Raw genomic sequence first — 18,616 nt, forward strand, 5'->3', positions numbered from 1 at the left:
TGGGGATCAGTTAAAAAGGTACCCCCGGGTCCCACCCGGTCGATAGCATCCAGTGCCAGATGCTCATCATCAACAACAATTCCTTCCATCATCCGTCTGGTCTGTCCGATAAATTCATTGCATAAAATCAGCAGTTCAAGACTGTAAGTCATACCAAATTCAATATATCCCACATCATGGACAAGATTGGTTCCCATCCATGAGGCCATCAGATTATATGTGGAAGCTTCATTCACGGCCTGTTCATCACATAGTTTGGACGCACTGCAGCCGCCAAATCCCCAGGTGGGTAAATGGTAGAAATCACGTCCCATCTGACAGAGCCCTGCCTGGGCCATCATTGCTTCGGGCGCAGAATAAGTGGGCTGACCGCTTTTCATATCCATGGGAGACATACCGCCGCCATAAACAAAAGGAGCGCCCGGATGGGTCAACTGATGGATGACAAGTCCGGCAAGGATTTCAGCATTTGCCTGAACAATGGCGCCTGCAATGGATACAGGACTTGTGGCTCCGGCCATGATGCCGGGTGCATAAATGACAGGCAGCCTGTTTTCAGACATAAATACCAGTTTTTCAAGGACTTCTTCGGAATGGACCAGGGGGGATGTGGGATCTACCAGGAGCAGAAAACTGGGGTGTTTACAAAGCGATTCCCTGCTGCCAGCAACAGCAGAAGCTATTTTTACAATATCATTTAAAACATTGATGTCAGGGCCTGAGATAAGCACCTGGGGTTTGGTCGAGTTTTTAAGCATGGCCCAGTATTTTTTTTGAAAGGCAGTGGTATTGTCCAGGTCAGGTGCCAGCCCCATACTCATGATAAAATCAATATAAGGCAGGCTGTCGGCAATGCAGACGGCATTCTGCATTTCTTTGAAAGTAAAATCCTTTGGTTCTCCCGTTTCCATGTCTAAAAGATATTGGCAGTCAGAGCCTGTGCCGTAGTACACATTGTTTTTTTCAAGGAACAGAGCAGGTTTTTTATCCCGGTTATAGATAGTTATTTTTGACGGAGCTTTTTCTATGGCCCACTCAACAAGGCTTTTGGGGATATAGACTCTATCATCTGAGCTCACTTTGGCCCCATTGTTTCTTAACAGATTACAGACAGCCGGGTGATATATTTTGCAGCCGGTTTGCTCAAGGATTTTTATTGAAGCATGATGAATCTTCATAATGTTTTCATCATTCAGGTAGGATAAGGCCGGCGCATTAAAATGGATCTGTTTTTTCAATAGTTTTTTTCTCCTGTGGTATTTCAGACTTGTCTGTTCCTATATTAAGCACGGTTCGGCAAAAATGAATACTCTTTTTGATGGTTGCAAGTTCGATGCGCAAGGCTTCCTCTCTGTCTTCCAGGCTTATCCCCATTTCGGTTTCAATATTGATCCGGTTGGTGGGGGACTTGAGTTTAATGAGTTCATATGCTTTTTTCATGTCAATATCTCCGGCACCCACTGCCACCCCCCTGACCCTGAAACCATCACGGCAGAATTCAACACGATCATCCCTGAAATGATTTGTAAATGCAACAGGCGCAAGGTTCTCAATTGCCTTCATCGGATCTTCGGCAATATGCCAGGCATTCATTGTATCGATGCAGGCACCGACAAACGAGTGCTTCACCTCTTTGAGTACCCAGAGAATTTCTTCTGAAAAACTGTCACAATGATTTTCAAGGGCCAGACAAATGCCATAGCTTTCTGCCATAGGAGCGGCTGATTTCAACCTTTTTATCGTTTCCTTCAGATAGGGCATGACCTTTGGATGAAACCGGCTACCCGCCCTTGGACGCGGTCGTGGTAGATCCATGCTGACCTTTACCACATCTGCGCCTATATTCTGAGCTGTGTTCAGGCCATCTTTTAAATCATGCTGAATGCCGATACCAAAATGCCCCAGATCAAGGGACATATTGTACTCCAGATAAAGGTTCTTCTCTTTTGCCGCTGCACCAACTTCCCTGAGAAAAGTGGGTTCCAGGTTTTCCAGGACACCGTCATCCAGATGAAACCCGTCCAGCCCCAGTTCAATCCCAAGATCAAAAAGTTGAAACGTGCTAAGCTGTCTTTCCCAGGGCAGTTTAAACCCTGCCCATGCCTGACCGATTCCATGCAGATATAAACTATAGGTATGCAGTCCCAGCAGCATTTGATCATTTCCTTTTTTATTGGGATACATAAAATTAAAAAGTCCACTTCATTATAATATCGCCTCTGTTTTCAAAGAATGTTTTTTTAACACAATATCGGGGCGACCGGTTAAGCTGGCATAAAGGGTTCTTCCCATGAAAATAGGATCTCCACTGGCAGTGGTCGGTATCTGGTCTTTGGTTTTAAGTATAACTTTTTGACTGCTGGTTCCGGAAGCAAGAGCCCTTTTCCTTACAATTCGGATCAATTCTTTCCTGGCAAAACGGTCTGCATCTTCAAAGTTTCTAAACTGACGGGTTCCGGCAATTCCTTCCACTATAAACCCGCCCTGGTCTCCGGGTATGATCCTTAATTGTTTTTTTATGACCACATTACTGGTGATGGCGCCTATGGCATTGGCCACATCTGCATCATCAGGCAGGATGGCTTGGCCACTCAGGGGTTTTACGGCCTTAGGAAGAAAATACTTAATGGGAGCACCAATGCCGATGACAGGACGTTTAAAGTTTATGGAAATCCCATAATGAGGGTTTTTTGGAGTAAGCAGATTATTTATCAGAACCTTACATACCGGGCAGGTGTGCAAGGCTTCGGGATCTACCTCGTCATCCAGCTGGCGTTTTAAAAGTTCAAGGGTTAACAGATTAACCCCCATATCCAAGAGATGCCGGGTCAATTCGGGCATTTCTTTTTTAGTCAGAAAGGAAAACATCCGGCAATATTCTTGCGCCAGTTGTCTATCCCATTTAATAAACTGTCCTGTGATATGCAAAATGTCAGTTAACGTGAGTCCGCATCTTTGCAGGATAAAATTTTCTTCAAGCCGTTGCAGGGGCAGGCTGCTGTCGGAAAGGGCACCAGTTTTTTGAACCAGTTCATCAATGGAATGCGGTCTTGTTTTCAGCAGGGAAATAATTTTTTTTTCCAGGGGAGTCGATTCAAGCTGTTTTACGGAACCGGTCACAGTAAGAATCTGCATTTTTCTGGTGGAGGCGGTATGATGCTGCAGATTCTGATTTAAGAATTTTAAAGCGTCTTTTGCTCCGGGAACCATTTGTCCCAGCCATGCAATGGGGGCTACTCTTTTAGGGCCGATGGTAAACTGCCCTTTCTCAAATTCAATCAGACTGTCTCCGCCAAGGCCTGTTGTCCGAATCTCAAGGGCTTTAACATGGGTCCTGTATCCTCCAACATTTGATCCTTTTTCATTCAGGCTCACGAAGTTTTTGGTCAGGGCAGCCGTATCGGTTGTTGTCCCTCCCATGTCCACGACCAAAGCATCTTTAATCCCGGTCAGATGTCTTGCACCTGCCACGCTGGCAGCAGGCCCTGAAAGAATAGTTTCAACCGGCCGCTGTTTAGCCATGGCTGAACTCATTAATGTGCCATCACCTTTTACCACGACGATTGGCGCATGAATACCAAGGGAAGTCATGACTTTTTCAAGGTCCAGCAGCAAACTGGCCAGCCGCGGAATAATTCTTGCGTTGAGCATGGCGGTTATGGCCCGGGTCTGAAAATTTAAGGCGTCAGACAATTCATGACCGCAGGTGACAAAACAACCGGTCTGTTGATGGATAATTTCTTTGACACAGACTTCATGCTCAGGGTTAATAGACCCTGCAAATCCTGACACTGCAAATGCTGTCACCCCATGGTTCTCAACCATTTGTAAAGCTTTCTGTCTTACTTCATCCGGATCAATGGCAGTGATTTGTCGGCCCGTGATTTCCAGCTGTCCTCTAATAACGGATTTTGGCTGGTGGGATATATCTTTATCAATGTCAAGACCATAAGGCGGCATGAGAATCATCCCAACCTTCTGGCCTTCGTTTTCTACAATGGCATTGGTTGCAAGGGTGGTTGACAAAGAAACCAGCTCCACCCGGAGCAGTTTTTTCTGATCAAGTTTTCTTAACGCGCTGTTGATTCCTTGCGTGAAATCCCATTTTGTGGTCAAAGACTTAGCTTTGCACAGGGTTTTATTTTTTTTAAGATCATAAATCACCGCATCGGTGTATGTGCCACCGGCATCAATACCCAATCCGGTTTTTATGTAAGAATCGTTGTGAATTTTCTGATCCTCGATTTCCATCCCGGAAGAGATATCATTCCCCTTTGTTTCAATATCTATAATGGGATTGGCAGACAGCGTGGATTGTATGGCATCAAACCCTATCACGTGTTCGGGCGGTACAAAGAGGATTTCAGATGTTGAACGGCTGGCTGTGATCATTTTTTCGATCAAGCCCTGGCCTCCTTTTATTTTATGATACTCCCAGTTGTATTCATTGGCCATCTCCTGGGCGAATTTTTCATACCTGGGAGATGTTTTTGCACCGGTTTCTATAAAAGCCGCCCTTTGATAGTTTTTCTGCCATGAATTAAGAAAGTCAAAGGTTTGTTGAGCAGCATTTTCGCCGTGTTTCTCAACAAGATCGTTAAATTCTAGTTTTTTATCACCAAAATAGGCCCATTGTTTTCTCTGGGACATGGGCTCGGTTTTTTCTTCACACCATCCGGCTGAAAGATAATACGTCCCAGGAAATTTTTTAAATTCATTTTTATACGCCTGGTCTCCCCCTAAAAAGAGAGCAATGCAGTCATGCACCTTGGGAATGGTCAAAGGAACTCCACGGGATTGAACACCAATGGTTCCTTTACCACAGATACCGTATCCTATGATAATACGCTCGCATAAACCACTTGCTGAGATTTCATCAATGGCAGCCTGGAGTTTTTCCTTGAGCAGTTTTGGATTATTGTGAAGCCCGGCTTCCAGGAATTTATAGTCTATATCAAGTCCCAGTTTTTTGGCACTGTGCTTCATATCAATGGCCAGAACGGCACATGCGATTGCATACAACTTTTTGTTCATTCCAAAATCTTCTTTTTTAAAACAACTGTAATAATTACTGCAAAAGTGTAAAAAATTTTACAGTAAAATAAATTGGAAACCTCTTTTTATTTTGGGAATCATTAAAGCAAACCTGTCTAATCACTGTTTCATCCTAACAGCATACATTTAACTTTGGTTTCTTGCAAATTATTTTTCTGATTGGTATGCTAAGTGCCTCCTGTAAAATTGTCTGTTCAGATTGCTTCATCAATGAATTTATTAATTTTGGAGAAAAGAATGAAAACCAATGCAAGAGCAGTAATTATCGGTGGTGGCGCAATCGGTGTCAGTGTTGCTTATCATCTGTCAAAATACGGGTGGAAAGATGTTGTGCTGATTGAAAAACACGAGTTGACCTCGGGATCTACCTGGATGGCGGCAGGAAACGTATCTTTTTATCATCCCAGCTTTTACTGCACCCAGGTGAACATGAAAAGTATAGAAATATTCAAGCAGCTGGAGCAGGAAACCGGACAGCCGGCAGGCTGGCATACCACAGGTTCCATTCGGACAGCAGACAACCCCGATCGCATGGATGAACTTGGATATTATTATTCCATGAACCGCTGCCTTGGTTTGGATGTGAGCTTTGTAACTCCTGAAGAAATGGGTAAACTGCACCCCTTGATGAATACAGATGGACTTTTGGGCGGTCTTTACTGGCCTGATGACGGGGATGTGGACCCCAACTCCATGACCCAGGCCATGGCCAAAGGCGCAAGGAAATACGGAGCAGAGCTTAATCTTCACACGCTTGTCACCGGCATTGAGCAGAAAAAATTCGATGAATGGCTGGTCAAAACAGATAAAGGGAACATCTCTTGCGAAATTGTGGTGAATGCAGCAGGACTCTGGGCACCCGAAGTTTCAAAAATGGTCGGCCTTGAGATTCCTTCCATTGCCATTGCCCACACCCATATCCTGTATGAAACAATCAACGCTGTTGTAGAAAGAGACACCATGCTGCCCCTGGTTCGTGATCCGGATAAATCCGTTTATCTGAGACAGGAGATGGACAGCTTGATTTTAGGCATGTACGAGGCAAACGGACAGCAGTGGAAAAAGAACGGCGTGCCCTGGGATTATGCACAGCAGGAATTGAACCCTGATATTGACAATATCGCAGACTGTATTGAGGCGGGCATGGAAAGGTTCCCTGTTCTGGGAGATACCGGATTCAAGCATGTGACTGCAGGTCCGATTACCTATACCCCTAACGGTGATCCATTGGTGGGTCCTGCCGCACCTTTGAAAAATTTTTTCCAGGCCTGCGGTTACAGTTTTGGTATCACCCAGGCCGGCGGGATCGGTCACTACCTTGCGGGATGGATCATGAACGGCGAGCCTGAAATTGATCTGTGGCATGTAGATTCCAGACGATTCGGTTCCTACGCCAACTGGGCATACAACCATGAAAAAATTGCAGACATCTATCCAAGACTCTATTCCACTTTTTTTCCCAATGAGTTCAGAGATGCGGCAAGACCCAACAGGGTAAGCCCGATCTATGAATACCAGAAAGCAGCCAATGCCGTATTTGGAGATTATTATGGATGGGAATGTCCCAACTATTTTGCCCCTGAAGGCGAAGCGCTTTATGAAACACCAAGCTGGAGACGGTCCAATGCATTCGAGCAGGTGGGCGATGAATGCCGGCATGCCATGAACAAGGTGGGGATTATAGATCTCACTCGTTTTGCCAAAACAAAAATTTCCGGGATAGGTGCCAAAGTCTGGCTTAATAACATGACCTGCCAGAAAGTGCCGGAAAAAGACGGTGCCATTGCTTTATGCCCCATGCTGGACATCAATGGAAATTTCAAATCAGACATGACCATTACACGGGTCAATAAAGAGGAATTTTTCTGTGTGACAGCAAGTGTCGGGAAAAAACATGATCAGCACTGGATGATTGTCAACCTTCCTTCCGACGGGTCCGTTCAAATGGATGATCTCACCTATAAAATGGGGTGCCTGGTTCTTGTAGGGCCCGAAAGCCGCAAGGTATTGGAAAGAAAAGTTTATGGGGACGTGTCCAACGAGGCATTTAAATTTTCCACCAGCCGGGAAATTTATGTGGGCCGGACGAAATGTCGCATCAACCGCATGAACTATGTTGGGGAACTGGGGTTTGAGATTTTCCATCCCATTGAACAGCAGATTACGGTTTACAACACCTTGATGGAAGCAGGGGCTGATGTTGATATTCGTCTCATCGGTATGCATGCCATGGATTCCATGCGACTTGAAAAAGGATACCTGGCCTGGAAGAGTGAAATGAATGTTCACCATACTCCCCTTGAGACCAATGTGGGCTGGACCGTGAAACTGGACAAGGATGATTTTATCGGTAAACAAGGGATTCTAAAGCAAAAAGAAGAAGGGATTCCTTTGAAACTGGTCTGCTTAGTTGTTGAAGCAACAGATTCCGATCCCTGGGGATACAACCCGATTTTCAAAGATGGAGACCGCATCGGCATGACGTCATCAGGTGGTTACGGCCACAGGGTTGAAAAAAGCATTGCCTTGGGGTATGTAACACCTGAGTTTGCAAAGGCCGGAACAAAAATGGACGTGGAAATCTTAGGGCGGGTGCGCAGTGCACAGGTCGTCACCATGCCGCTCTATGATCCGAAGAATGAGAGAATGAAGAGCTAGAAGCCAATAATAAGGAACCGAAAGAATGAAAATCTGTGTATGCGTAAAACATGTACCTGACACTGCAGCCACTATAAAGCTCGCTGGAGATAACGGGTTTGAAGATTCTGAAATCAAATTTGTGCCCAACCCGTATGATGAGTACGGGATTGAAGAAGCGGTCAGCCTGGTTGAAAAACAGGGCGGCGAAGTGGTGATTGTGACCGTGGGCAAAGCTACAGCTGTAACAACCATCAGAGGCGCCATGTCCATGGGAGCTCACAGGGCCATCCTGATAAAAACCGACAGCCAGTTTCTGGACGCAAGTTTAACTGCCCGGGCTTTGAAAGCGGCCATGGACCAGGACGGACTGCCGGACATGATTTTTACGGGAAAAGGATCTGTTGATACAGAAAGCTTCCAGACCCAGTATCGTCTGGCTAAATCCTTTAACATGCCGATAGTAAATGAGGTCTCCACCCTGACCATTGACAGCGGGAAGGCAATTGCTGAGCGGGAAATCGGTGGCGGGGAAAAACAGGTCATTGAAATGAGCCTTCCCTGTGTGATCGGAGTAACAAAGGGCCTTAATGAACCCAGATACCCCAAATTTCAGGACATCATGAAAGCCAAGAAAAAAGAGATCAGAGAAATGGATCTTTCCGAACTGGGTATTGATGTATCCCAGGGCAAAACTATGATTGAAAAACTTGAACCTGTGCCTGAAAGATCCGGCGCAACAATGCTTGAAGGGTCTGTGGACGATCAGGTAACTGAACTTGTCAGAATTCTTAAAGAAGATGAAAAGGTATTATAAGGAGAATAAGGATATGGCTAAGACAGGAATATTAATTGAAATTGAAAATAATACGGTAAAAGACACCAGCCTGGGCGTGATGACGGCTGCTGCCGGTCAGGAAATCTATGCCCTGGTACTGGGCCAGGATGCCGCTGTCGTAAAAGATAAGCTGGCAGAATATGGGGCATCCCATATTGTGAGCATTACAGCTTCGGGCGATCTTTCATCAAGCCCTGACCTGCAGTCCCAGGCCCTTGCAGCAGCAGTAACGGAATATAATTTTGAAACTCTTCTGGGAACGGCCAGTGCAACAGGCAGAGACTTGTTTGCAAGACTTGCCGCCATCCTGGACCAACCGCTGGTATCAGATTGTGTGCAGGTAAACATTGCTGAAAAAAAAGTAAGAAAATCACATTTTTCAGGTAAAACCTTTGCCACACTTAAAGTGAACGGATCGGTTCTTTTGTGTACCATTCGTCCCAATTCCATTGAACCTGTGGCAGCACCGACAGCAGGAGAGCTCATTGAGTTTGTGGCTGATGTGGCAGATCCGGGATTGATTAAAATTGTGGAGACCAAAAAAGCAGGCGCAGATAAACTGGACCTGACCGAAGCCCCGGTTATCATCACAGGAGGCCGGGCCATTAAAGCTGCTGAAAATTATAAAATGCTGGAAGACTGTGCCCAAAAACTCGGCGCGGCCGTGGGCGCTTCCAGAGCAGCCGTGGATGCAGGCTATGCCCCTCATTCCATGCAGGTGGGCCAGACCGGTAAAACCGTAAGCCCTAAACTCTACATTGCCTGCGGGGTTTCCGGCGCAGTTCAGCATTTTGCCGGCATGAAGACGTCTAAGGTTATTGTGGCCATTAATGAAGACAAGGATGCCCCCATTTTTTCCAAGTGTGACTATGGCATTGTGGGAGATATCTTCGACGTTGTCCCACTGCTGACTGAAAAACTTTAATAATATGCAATCTCAATGACGCTGCAGATGAATGAACGGCTCGGACGAATAAACGGATCGGTTGTCGGCGCTGCTTTGGTTGTTGCAGCTGCGGCTGCCTGGGGCATGTCCGGCATCTTTGTGACCATTATTCTGGAAAACTCGAACGGCACATCGGTCTCCCTGGCTTTCTGGCGGGACACGGCAGCATTTGTCACCCTGTTTTTGTTCACCCTTTTGACCCGCCCCCAGAATCTGAAAATAGAGAGAAAGGATCTGCCCTGGCTTGTGGGCATGGGATTTTTCCTGGGCGGATTTCACATCTTTTACAATGAAAGTGTTGTGCTCAACGGTGCTGCTGTTACCACAGTGATGCAGGCAGCTATGCCTGCAGTTGTGACAGTGGCGGCTTTTTACCTCTGGAAAGAAGAATTAACCAGGGAAAAGATCGGGTTCATGATGATTATTTTTACAGGGACTGCCATGGCCTCGGGCGTAAACATTTTTTCTTTGGAACAGACAAATACGACCGGACTGATAGCCGGGTTTACCGTGCCGTTTTTCTATGCCGGCTGGACCCTGTGCGGTAAAAATATGGTGTCAAAATACGGAGCAACCGCCTGTCTTGCCATTGCGTTTGGCGTAGCGTCCATTATGCTGCTGCCCCTTCAGCCCTTCACAAACCAGCCGTTTCCACTGAACCCGGCAATGGGCTTTGCATTTTGCGGATTGATCGCCTTCTCCACCTTTGGCGCCTTTACCCTGTATCTTCTGGGAATGAAATATATTCAGGCCGGGATTGCCAGTATTCTTGTCATGTCTGAAATCCTCTTTGCAGGGGTCTATGCCTGGTTTCTGCTGGGAGAACGGCTCACATCTGTTCAGGTGTTGGGAACCCTGCTTGTGATCACAGGTGTTGTCTGGCTTTCATACCGCCATAGCAGATAGCAGAAAGGCCGAATTCTTAGTGTTACCATTTACTGCATCCTGTTGTGGGGGCTGAGGGATTAAAACTCCCGCCTACCCGATTAAGGTATTAATAAGTGGAAACCTTCCATGATATTGATTGTAATAGATGGCATAAATTTTCTCTGTTTATCGTATCATTACCATATTGGATATGGAAAATAAATTAAAATTCAGGGGCAGTGCATGTATAAAAAAATCCTGCTGAGTAGAGCCAGCGGGATTTTTTTATACAACTATTTTTAACAAGGCGGAGAGTTAGCTTTCAATGGCTCCGGAACGAACCCCTTTAAGAAAGTTCATGCAGAAATCATCATGGGACAGGAGCATGTCTGCGGTTCTGATGGTGGCCATGATCTTTTTGTCCAACGGATCAATAATGGCGGAATCCATGCCCGCATCCATCATAAGGCTGACAAAGGTCCGGTTGATGACCTTTCTCTGGGGCAGGCCATAGGAAATATTGGACAGGCCGCCGGTAATATGGACATCAGGAAATTCGGCTTTGATGGCACGAACTGCATCAAGGACCATATTGCCCTTGGTTGTATCAGTGCTGATGGGCTGGACCAAAGGATCCACATAGATCGAAGCTGTTGGAATGCCGATGTCGTTGAGTTCTTTTACCAGGCCTCTGGCACGGCCCAGGATATCATCGGAAGAGGAAGGCATTCCGGCATCATCCATGCAAAGGGCAATGACCTTGCAGTCTTTTCCTTCAAGGAACGGCATCATGGCTTCAAACCGTTCTTTCTCCAGGCTGATGGAGTTGATCATGGGAGTCTTTTCCACCCTTTTAAAAGCCATTTCCAGGACGGCCGGGTCCGGGCTGTCCAGGGTGAGGGGCACGGTGGCAATAGGCTGGATGGTGTCAAGGAGCCATTTCATGTCTTCGGTTTCATGGCCGATCCGGGCCCCGGCATTGACATCAATATAGTTTGCTCCGGCTTCCAGCTGTTTTTTTACATCATCAATGATATAGCCGGCATCCCGCTCTGCCACAGCTGCCTGGACAAATTTTCTGGAGGTGTTGATCCTTTCGCCTATTACTTCAAACATGGTCTTTTTTTCTCCTAAAACTTATGCGATAGGCTTAGTTGCCCCTATTTAATTTACCAGGGATTTGGCAAGTTTTGAAGCAGCGCCTGCATCTGCTGCAAATCCGTCTGCCCCGATTTCATCGGCAAAGGACTGGGTGACCGGAGCGCCGCCTATAAGAATTTTAACCTGGTCCCTGAGTCCTGATTCCACGATGGCGTCCACTGTTTGTTTCATCATGGGCATGGTGGTGGTCAAAAGGGCTGACAGGCATACGATCCGGGCATTCTTTTCTGTGATCTGGGTTACAAAATCCTCAGGGGTAATATCCACTCCGAGGTTGTGGACTTCCATGCCTGCGCTTTCCATCATCATGGCCACGAGATTTTTGCCGATGTCATGGAGGTCGCCTTTGACCGTGCCGATGATCACGCTGGCACTGGTGGCAGATTCATCTTCTCCCAACAGGGGTTTGAGAATGGCGACGCAGTCTCCCATGGCTTTGGCAGCCATGAGAACTTCAGGGATAAACATATCACCGTTTTCCATTTTTTCACCCACGATGTCCATGCCGGCAATCAGGCCTTTGTTGAGAATATCTCCGGCCGGAGTTTTCCGGGCCAGAGCATCGTTTACAAGGTCTTTCACTTTGGCGGTATCACAGGAAACCAGGGCATCAATCATTGCATTAAAATCAGTCATTTTTTTCTCCTTTACGCGGTTTTACATTTTTTAACATATTCAGTCAATTGTTTTTCGATTTTTGGATCGATATCCGGTTTTTCGTAAGCAGCCAGCCGCTGGGCCACCTTGTCTTCGGCCACCTTGTCGATATGTCTTTTTCCGTTTTTGGCCCAGGCATCCGGGTTTTTCCGGCTCATGAGGGTGGGCATGAAAAATTCGGTTCGGCATAGCTGGAAGGTCTTGGGATGGGTCAGATACTGGCCGCCGATACCCACTTCCTTGATTACATCAATGTCAATGGATTCATCGGTAAGAGCAAGGGGGTGTATCATACTCCGCACCATGCCGCAGATTTCCTCGTCTATGAGAAATTTTTCAAAACTCATGGCAATATAGGAGCCCAGGATACCGCAGGAGTGAAGGATGAAATTGATTCCGCTTCTGGCTGCGGTGGAAAGGGCCAGGGCAGATTCGGCACCGGCCTGGGCATCGGCACACATGGCATCAGTCAGGCTGCCGCCGGATCTGGAAGGCAGGTTGTAGAACCGCGCCATCTGGGCCACCAGGTGAATGTTTTTGGACAGCTCGGGCGCGCCAATGGAGAGAGCGCCTGTTTTCATGTCCATGGCAGAGGAGGAGGATCCATAGATTACGGGGACTCCCGGTCTGACCAGCTGGGCCAGGGTGATGCCGGCCATGATTTCTGCATTCTGGAGAGCCAGAACTCCGTCCAGGGTCACGGGGCCGGAGCCGCCGGCCATGATCAGGGAGGCTATCACGCAGGCCTGGTTATGACGGGCAAGCTCAATAAGGGCACCGGCCATTTCATCGGAAAACTGCAGGGGGGACAGGGAGTTGATTAGGGAGACAGACACGGTCTTGTCCATGATATTTTCCTTGCCGCCCCAGAGGATACCGGCCATTTCAATGCCATCCAGGGCGCCCTGGCGGGATACAGGGCTTCCCATGAAGGGCTTGTCGCACAAGAGCATATTGGACAGGTTCAAATCTAAATGGACGGTCTCATGGGGCATGTCAGCCGGTTCCACCATCATCCAGCCGTTCATGTCGATGTATGGGGATGTCTGGATCAGCTTGCAGAAATTGTCATAATCTTCCATGGTGGCCTGGCGCTGGTTACCTTGTGCATCCATGACAAAGGGGGCACCGTATCCGGGCAGGAAGACAAAATCATCTTCCCCGATTTCTACACTTTTTTCCGGGTTCCTGGCATGGACGGTGAACCGTTTGGGCGCTGTTTTTAATGCTTTTTGAATGTCGGATTCTTCAAAAAATACCGTGGCGCCTTCCACCCGGTGTCCGGTTGCCTTGAAAATTTCAAGGGCTTCTTCTTCATTAAAGGAAACGCCGGTGTTTTTTAAGAGATCCATGGCAGCATCATGGATCTTTTCCATATTTTGGATACTCAGTTCCTGCATACGATCGTACATTGTCTTTTCTCCTTTAAGAGGGATATTCTCCCTTTTTTTAAATTGATACTCCCTGGGGTCGCCAAAGGCAAGACCACAGGGAGATTATTTGTTCTTTTTTTTCTTTTATATAGCGAAATATCAAAACGCCTGGTTTTTTTTAAGGAAAAAACATCCATATTGTTTTTAAATAATTTATGATACGTTACTATTTTCTTGGGCTGTTTTAATAAACGATGATTAGAGGTGATTATGACAACACCTGTCACATCCGGTGATTTGAGAGCATTGATTGAAAAGTATGTGGCAGATTATCCAAAGGTCACAGGCGGGGAAAATTTTTGGCGGTCACCTCTTGCGGTCACGGCAAAGGCAGATGAACGGTTTGATATTCTGCCTGAGATTGCGGCAGATGACCATGTCCTTCCAAAAGGCCTTCTGGCCACGGGTAAGTCTGTGGTTGTCTTTTTTGTTCCTTTTATCAAAGATCTGGCCAGAGAAAATCATAAAGGCAAGATTCCCTGCAGGAATTGGGGACTGGCATATGAATCCACAAATACATTGATTAACAGACTGTGTGAGCAGATCAAGCTTTTTCTTGAAAATGCCGGATACCATTCTGCCCTGGTTCCGGCAACGCATAATTTTGATCATAAGAAACTCATGGCCCGCTGGTCCCATAAACATCTGGGCTATGTAGCCGGCCTGGGTCGTTTTGGTGTTAATGCTCAGTTCATCACTCCATCCGGCTGTACCGGCCGTCTGGGCAGCCTGGTCACCGAAGCCGATCTGGGTAACAGCCCTTTGGTTACAGAAAAGGAGCTTTGCCTTCATAAAAACGGTCATAAATGCCTGGTCTGTGTCAAACGCTGCCCCGTCGGAGCCGTATCTTCCGAGACAGGAATAGACCGGAAAAAATGCTGGGAAAGATTAAAATCCAATCTTCATGATAGAGAAGAACTGGCAGGCCTGGAACAAACCACCCATGTGTGTGGAAAGTGCCAAGTTATAGTTCCCTGTAGTTTTAAAATTCCTTCGGTAAACAATATTAAGTGAACTGGAGAGTAACCATGAAAAAAAGTTATCCATGTTTTTATCTGCTTTTTCTTTTATCCATTTGCATTTTTGCACCTCTGTCTTTACATGCTGAAAAAATAGTTGAATTGTCGAATGGGCAGCCTATTTATGCCCCTGCTTATTCTCATATTTATAGCGGTGACCGGGAAAGGCCCTTTTTATTGACTGTAACATTAAGTATTAGAAATATTGATCCAAAGCATACAATTAGGATCACGACAGTCGATTATTATGAAACGCAGGGGAATCTGCTGAAAAATTTTCTGGATAAACCCGTCACACTGAGACCACTTGAATCAATACGCTATGTTATACCACAAAAAGATAAAACCGGAGGTTCAGGCGCCAATTTTATTGTTAAATGGAAGTCAGACAAATCAGTTAATCCGCCTATTGTTGAATCGCTGATGATTGGAACACAGTCTCAGCAGGGCGTTTCTTTTTCCTCTCGCGGTCAAGTTATTATACCATCAGATTAATCAGGCTTTGTGCCGGTAAAACCCTGCCGTTGAAGGCGGTTCCAGAGTATTGCCCAGGATGAGGTCACAGGCCTTTTCCGCCACCATCATGACCGGGGCATAGATATTGCCGTTGGTCACATAGGGCATGACCGAGGCATCTACAACACGCAGGTTTTTAACGCCGTGAACCTTCATGGTATCCGGGTCCACCACAGCCATGTCATCTTTTCCCATTTTGCAGGTGCAGGAGGGGTGAAGGGCTGTTTCCGCATCCTTTGCCACCCATTTCAGGATATCTTCATCTGTCTGGATATGGTTGCCCGGAGAGGTTTCGCCACCGTTGAATTCATCAAAGGCCGGCTGGTTCATGATCTTTCTGGCACACCTTATGGCTTCCACCCATTCTTTGCGGTCCTGGTCTGTGGATAAATAGTTGAAGCGCAGGGCCGGGTGCTGTTTTGGATCGGCAGACTTGATTTTCACAGATCCGATGGCATTGGAATACATGGGACCCACATGGACCTGGTAACCGTGTTCGTGGCTGGGCTGGCTGCCGTCGTACCGGATGGCCAGAGGCAGGAAGTGAAATTGGATATTGGGGTATTCCACCTCATTGTTGCTTCTGATAAATCCGCCGGCCTCAAAATGATTGGTGGCAGCTGCTCCTGACCTGTGGAATAGCCACTGGTAGCCGATAAAGGGTTTTTTCCACCATTTAAGGGAGGGGTTCATGGACACGGGTTTTTTGCTTTTGTACTGCACATAGACTTCCAGGTGATCCTGCATGTTTTCGCCAACACCGGGAAGATCATGGACTGGTTTGATGCCAAGTTTTTCAAGTTCCCCGGCATTTCCAATACCTGATAACTGGAGAATCTGGGGGGAATTGATGGCACCGCCACAACAGATGACTTCGCTTGAATGGATGGTTTGGGCACGGCCCTTTTTGCCTTTGATAAATTCTACACCCACGGCTTTTTTGCCCTCAAACAGAATTTTGGTGGTAAAGGCCCGGCAGATGACATCCAGATTGGGCCGTTGTTTCATGACCGGGTGGAGATAGGCTCTTGCCGCACTGAGGCGGCGTCCCCGGCTGATATTCCGGTCAAAGGCACCGAATCCTTCCTGGCGGTATCCGTTGACATCATCGGTCAGCGGATAGCCGGCTTGTTCGGTTGAATTGAGGAATGCCTGGAAAAGCGGGTTTTTGCAGGGTCCGGTTTCAAGGATGAGGGGACCGTCGGTGCCGTGATATGCATCCGGGCCTTTCAGCCGGTTTTCAGCCCGTTTGAAATAGGGGAGGTTGTGGGCATAATCCCAGTTTTCCATGCCTGCATCCTTTGCCCATTTTTCATAATCCATGGCATTGCCGCGGATATAAATCATGCCGTTGATACTGGATGATCCGCCCAGCACTTTTCCTCTGCCATGGAAGACTTTCCGGTTTTGCATGTGGGGTTCGGGTTCGGATTCGTAACACCAGTCATAATATTTGTTGCCCAAAGGAAAGGTCAGGCCGGCGGGCATATGGATAAAGACATCCCAGATATAATCAGGCCGGCCGGCTTCCAGTACCAGTACAGTGTTTGCCGGGTCCAGGCTGAGCCTGTTGGCCAGAACACACCCGGCCGAACCGCCGCCAATAATGATATAGTCATATATATTTTTCATTCTTATAATTCCTTTTTAGTATTACCGGTTCTCAGTCACTAAACTGATAAATCCAGCCGCCAGCTCATCAATATCCATTTCACCATCCCTGACAAGGGCCTGGAGTGCCACACCCTGAAGGCCTGAAATAAAACAGATTGCAGCAGCCCGGTTTGTTTTATTCTTGGAAATTTGATTCAGGGCATTTTCAAGGGCATTTGCGAATTTGTCATAGGCGGCCTGGTTTTTTTTAATAACAGGTCCCCTGATGCCGCTGAATTCTGCCGCCAGTGATGCCAGTGCAATAATGTTGTCCGGCTGGTAGTGAAACCGGTCCATGAAAATATCCATGATACCGTTGATCATTGTCTTATAATCCGTATGGCTTTTGCCCAGATACTCAATGTACCGGTCAAAACTCTGATCAAGCTCTTTTACGACATCATCCAGGATATCCGACTTGGAATCATAGTAGTGAAATACTGCTCCCGTGGTCATGCCGATGTGATAGGCAATGTCCTGGATCGTGGTTTTATGGTACCCGAGCCGTGCAAATAAATGGGTCGCGGTCTCGAGAATTCGCTTTCTTGTGGCGATTCGTTTGGCCTCTTTTTTATTGATGGGGTTTGGCATAATTTATCCTCAATGAATTCAGAGTTTGGGAGGAACCCCTTTTTTGTTCCATCCCCTCAGCTTATAATATTCCTGTCGCATATAGGCCATATCTTTATTTGAAATCCTGTGGCCTTTTGCAGGTCCGTCGGGAAGCGGCTCCCTTACAAATCGTACGGGAAGGGTGTCTTTTGACGCATCCATGCCTTGTGCCAGGTTAAAGTGCCTGACAAGATTCCAGATCCGTTCTCCGGTTTTTATAAAAATATCTGCAGTCACCTCCCGGCCCGTTGCCGCACTGAGAAGCTCGGCATAAGTTACGTCGGAGATGCCGTAAGTGGCGAAATCACATTTAACCAGGGTGTCTGTGCCTGCAGAATAATTTTGGAGGGCAATCACCATTTTAGCTTTGCCGACCGGCGAAAGAGGATCAAGGGGGTGCCCTTCCCATTCTCCTGATAGTTCATAGGACACGGGAAACCCCCGCTGGTGGCATCCGCCCCGGTCCGTGGTCATGAGAGCAAGTCCCATGCCTGATACTCCCCTGGGTCCCCAGGCAGGAGATTCAAGCCCTTTGGTGTGCATGGCCAGATCCAATGCACTTCCACCGATTTGTTCGGCTGCCTGTTTCACTCCTTTGGACAGAAGTTTTCCAAGCTTGCCTTTTCGGCCGGCTATGGCATGGATCAGATGTTCAGCCGCTTCTACACCACCAAATTTTATATCAATACCTTTTGGAGATTGTATCAGGCCTTTTTCACAGGCTTCCATGGCAAAACCGATAATATTGCCTGTGGACATGGAATCTACACCGTAAAGATCGCAGAGTTTGACCAGGTGAGCCACGGCCCTGATATCTGAAATATCCAGGTTGGACCCCATGAGGGCGGCGGATTCATACTCCACAATATCCGTGACAATGCCTTTGTATTTACCGGTGCGAACCGCCCCGATTTTGGAACACCGGATGGGACATCCCATGCAGGCATTACTGCCCAGCCACAGATGCTTGGCCTGCCCTTTGTCTGCCAGCATGGCAGCCTTTGCAAAGGTTCCGTTCTGATAGTTTTTATGGGGCAAAAGTCCGGTTTCATTGGCAAACTCAACTGAAGCGGCTGTGCCTGCCTGGCGGAAGGACTCTACATCCGGGCTTGTTTCAAGTTCTTTAAAAGCTGTGGTGCAGGCCTTGATAAACCGCTGGGGGTTATGGACTTCAACTGTTTTGGTGCCCTTTATTGCAATGGCCTTAAGGTTTTTGGAGCCC

The 18,616-nt window shown here is 47.2% G+C and carries 15 protein-coding genes; 6 read left to right on the top strand and 9 right to left on the bottom strand.

Annotated elements, in window-relative coordinates; genetic code table 11:
* From QAI40_RS12490 to QAI40_RS12500, 3 genes are all read right to left on the bottom strand, one after another.
* On the bottom strand, positions 1 to 1,238 hold a 1,238-nt coding region (locus QAI40_RS12490; protein WP_299977855.1), incomplete at its 3' end, for a trimethylamine methyltransferase family protein.
* Complete coding sequence (locus QAI40_RS12495) at positions 1,216 to 2,154, bottom strand: sugar phosphate isomerase/epimerase family protein (RefSeq protein WP_299977853.1); 939 nt, start codon at positions 2,152 to 2,154, stop codon at positions 1,216 to 1,218. The genes QAI40_RS12490 and QAI40_RS12495, both read right to left, overlap by 23 nt.
* Positions 2,155 to 2,205: 51 nt before the next feature.
* Entirely contained in the window at positions 2,206 to 5,034 is a 2,829-nt protein-coding gene (locus QAI40_RS12500; protein WP_299977852.1) for a DUF1638 domain-containing protein, read from the bottom strand.
* Positions 5,035 to 5,292: 258 nt separating this feature from the next.
* Between QAI40_RS12500 and QAI40_RS12505 the strand changes: the two genes are divergently transcribed.
* The 4 genes from QAI40_RS12505 to QAI40_RS12520 are packed head-to-tail and all read left to right on the top strand — an operon-like array spanning position 5,293 to position 10,382.
* A complete protein-coding gene (locus QAI40_RS12505) occupies positions 5,293 to 7,713 on the top strand; it encodes a GcvT family protein (protein ID WP_299977850.1) in 2,421 nt (806 codons plus the stop codon).
* Between the two features lie 25 nt (positions 7,714 to 7,738).
* Positions 7,739 to 8,509, top strand: coding sequence for an electron transfer flavoprotein subunit beta/FixA family protein (locus QAI40_RS12510; protein ID WP_299977848.1), 771 nt, complete (start codon positions 7,739 to 7,741; stop codon positions 8,507 to 8,509).
* A gap of 13 nt (positions 8,510 to 8,522) precedes the next feature.
* The gene (locus tag QAI40_RS12515) at positions 8,523 to 9,455 is read left to right on the top strand and encodes an electron transfer flavoprotein subunit alpha/FixB family protein (RefSeq protein WP_299977847.1); all 933 of its coding nucleotides are present in this window, start codon (positions 8,523 to 8,525) and stop codon (positions 9,453 to 9,455) included.
* Between the two features lie 27 nt (positions 9,456 to 9,482).
* Complete coding sequence (locus QAI40_RS12520; RefSeq protein ID WP_299977844.1) at positions 9,483 to 10,382, top strand: DMT family transporter; 900 nt, start codon at positions 9,483 to 9,485, stop codon at positions 10,380 to 10,382.
* Between the two features lie 276 nt (positions 10,383 to 10,658).
* Here the strand turns inward: QAI40_RS12520 and QAI40_RS12525 are convergent, their stop codons facing one another.
* From QAI40_RS12525 to QAI40_RS12535, 3 genes are read right to left on the bottom strand one after another with little or no spacing between them, the layout of a single operon-like run.
* A complete protein-coding gene (locus QAI40_RS12525) occupies positions 10,659 to 11,459 on the bottom strand; it encodes a dihydropteroate synthase (protein ID WP_299977841.1) in 801 nt (266 codons plus the stop codon).
* A 48-nt stretch (positions 11,460 to 11,507) separates the two neighbouring features.
* A complete protein-coding gene (locus QAI40_RS12530) occupies positions 11,508 to 12,140 on the bottom strand; it encodes a corrinoid protein (RefSeq protein WP_299977839.1) in 633 nt (210 codons plus the stop codon).
* A gap of 11 nt (positions 12,141 to 12,151) precedes the next feature.
* On the bottom strand, positions 12,152 to 13,573 hold the full coding sequence (locus QAI40_RS12535) for a trimethylamine methyltransferase family protein (RefSeq protein WP_299977836.1): 1,422 nt from the start codon (positions 13,571 to 13,573) through the stop codon (positions 12,152 to 12,154).
* A 231-nt stretch (positions 13,574 to 13,804) separates the two neighbouring features.
* Here QAI40_RS12535 and QAI40_RS12540 point away from each other — a divergent pair, with 231 nt between their 5' ends.
* Together QAI40_RS12540 and QAI40_RS12545 are read left to right on the top strand one after the other, a co-directional pair.
* On the top strand, positions 13,805 to 14,608 hold the full coding sequence (locus QAI40_RS12540; RefSeq protein WP_299977833.1) for a hypothetical protein: 804 nt from the start codon (positions 13,805 to 13,807) through the stop codon (positions 14,606 to 14,608).
* Between the two features lie 14 nt (positions 14,609 to 14,622).
* Positions 14,623 to 15,108, top strand: a complete 486-nt coding sequence (locus QAI40_RS12545; RefSeq protein ID WP_299977832.1) for a DUF3124 domain-containing protein — start codon at positions 14,623 to 14,625, stop codon at positions 15,106 to 15,108.
* On the opposite strand, the gene betA is transcribed toward QAI40_RS12545, so the two are convergent.
* The 3 genes from betA to QAI40_RS12560 all read right to left on the bottom strand — a co-directional run.
* On the bottom strand, positions 15,109 to 16,761 hold the full coding sequence (gene betA, locus QAI40_RS12550; protein WP_299977829.1) for a choline dehydrogenase: 1,653 nt from the start codon (positions 16,759 to 16,761) through the stop codon (positions 15,109 to 15,111). It lies immediately after the preceding gene.
* A gap of 21 nt (positions 16,762 to 16,782) precedes the next feature.
* The gene (locus QAI40_RS12555; protein WP_299977827.1) at positions 16,783 to 17,373 is read right to left on the bottom strand and encodes a TetR/AcrR family transcriptional regulator; all 591 of its coding nucleotides are present in this window, start codon (positions 17,371 to 17,373) and stop codon (positions 16,783 to 16,785) included.
* 18 nt (positions 17,374 to 17,391) lie between these two features.
* Positions 17,392 to 18,616: aldehyde ferredoxin oxidoreductase family protein (locus QAI40_RS12560; RefSeq protein ID WP_304511655.1), on the bottom strand; the 1,225-nt coding region annotated here is incomplete at its 5' end.

It is taken from the genome of Desulfobacula sp., assembly GCF_030611305.1.
In the GTDB taxonomy this organism is placed as follows: Bacteria; Desulfobacterota; Desulfobacteria; order Desulfobacterales; family Desulfobacteraceae; genus Desulfobacula.